At 57.6% G+C, this 2,028-nt stretch carries 1 protein-coding gene; it reads right to left on the reverse strand.

The features are described from left to right. The coding region (gene gyrA / locus L0H65_RS19040; RefSeq protein WP_301460766.1) for a DNA gyrase subunit A at positions 1-2,028 on the reverse strand (2,028 nt) is incomplete at both ends.

The raw sequence follows: 2,028 nt of genomic DNA on the forward strand, positions 1-2,028 counted from the left end.
GGTTGTCGGGAACCGGATCGCCCGCCCACCCGCAGTGACCAGCATGATATCGTCGTTCTCGTCGCAAATACGGGCATTTACCAAGAAAACCCCATCTGGCAGTTTCATCGCAATCTTGCCATTGCGCATGACGTTGGTGAAGTCCGACAATGCGTTTTGCCGCACGTCCCCATCCGAAGTGGCAAAGAAAATCTGCAAATCATCCCATTCGGCTTCCGGCACATCCACCGGCAGAATCGCCGCGATCGACACGCCTGTCGTGATCGGCAGGATATTTACCATAGCCTTGCCACGCGCATTGCGCCCGGCCAATGGCAAGCGCCAGCATTTCAACTTGTAAACCATGCCATCGGTTGTGAAGAACAAAAGCTGCGTATGGGTGTTGGCGACGAAAAGTGTTGTCACCACATCATCTTCTTTCGTCGACATCGACGAAAGCCCCTTGCCGCCGCGCCTTTGCGCACGGAATTCATGCAGGGGCGTGCGCTTGATATAGCCGCCGGAGGTGATGGTGACGACCATATCCTCCCGCTCGATCAGGTCTTCGTCTTCCATATCGCCCGACCAGTCCGAAATCTCGGTCCGGCGCGGCACTGCGAACAGGTCTTTCACCTCGCGCAATTCATCCCCGATGATCGCCATGATCCGGTCGCGACTGCCCAGAATTTCAAGGTAATCCTTGATCTTGGCGGCCAATTCAGCCAACTCGTCGGTGATTTCCTTGACGCCAAACGCCGTCAAACGCTGCAACCGCAGGTCCAGAATCGCACGGGCCTGAATTTCCGACAGGTTATAGGTGCCGTCTTCGTTCACTTTATGGCTGGGGTCGTCGATCAAGCGGATAAAGGGAATAATCTCCCCGGCTGGCCAGCGCCGCGTCATCAAACGTTCCCGCGCCTCGCCGGCGTCTGCCGAAGATCGGATGGTCGCGACCACCTCATCGACATTGGAAACCGCCACAGCTAGGCCACACAGAATATGGCTGCGCTCGCGCGCCTTGCGCAACTCATAGGCGGTGCGGCGTGCAACAACTTCCTCGCGGAAGCTGATGAAATAGGTCAGGAAATCGCGCAGTGTCAACTGCTCTGGCCGCCCGCCATTCAGCGCCAGCATGTTGCAGCCAAAGTAAATCTGCATCGGCGAGAAACGGAACAACTGGTTCAACACGACATCCGCCGTCGCGTCGCGCTTCAACTCGATCACCACGCGCACGCCGATCCGGTCGGATTCGTCCTGCACATGCGCGATCCCCTCAACCCGCTTTTCGCGCACCAATTCGGCGATCTTCTCGATCATTGAGGCTTTGTTGACCTGATAGGGAATCTCATCAATGATGATTGCCCAACGGTCTTTGCGAATTTCCTCGATCCGCGTCTTGGCCCGGATGACAACCGAACCACGCCCTTCAAGGTAAGCCTTGCGCGCGCCAGACCGGCCCAGAATGACGCCGCCGGTCGGGAAATCCGGCGCCGGGATAATCTCCATCAACGCCTCGGTCGACATATCCGGATCGGCGATCAGCGCCAACGTGCCGTCGATCACTTCGCCCAGGTTATGTGGCGGGATATTGGTGGCCATCCCCACGGCGATCCCGCCCGCGCCATTGACCAGCATATTCGGATAGCGTGCCGGAAGCACTGTCGGCTCCCGGTCCTTGCCGTCATAATTGTCTTGAAAATCAACGGTATCCTTGTCAATATCGGCCAGCAGGAAATTCGCCGTCTTCGCCATCCGCACTTCGGTATAGCGAAACGCCGCCGCCTTGTCGCCGTCCATCGACCCGAAGTTGCCCTGCCCATCCAGCAACACCAAAGACATCGAAAAACTCTGCGCCATCCGCACCAGCGCATCATAAATCGCGGAATCGCCATGCGGGTGATACTTGCCCATCGTATCGGCCACCGGACGCGAGGATTTGCGGTACGGCTTGTCGATCGTATTGCCGACCTCATTCATCGCGTAAAGGATGCGCCGATGCACCGGCTTCAACCCATCGCGCAGATCAGGTATTGCGCGACTGACGATAAC

It is taken from the genome of Pseudorhodobacter sp., from assembly GCF_030452865.1.
Taxonomy (GTDB): domain Bacteria; phylum Pseudomonadota; class Alphaproteobacteria; order Rhodobacterales; family Rhodobacteraceae; genus Pseudorhodobacter.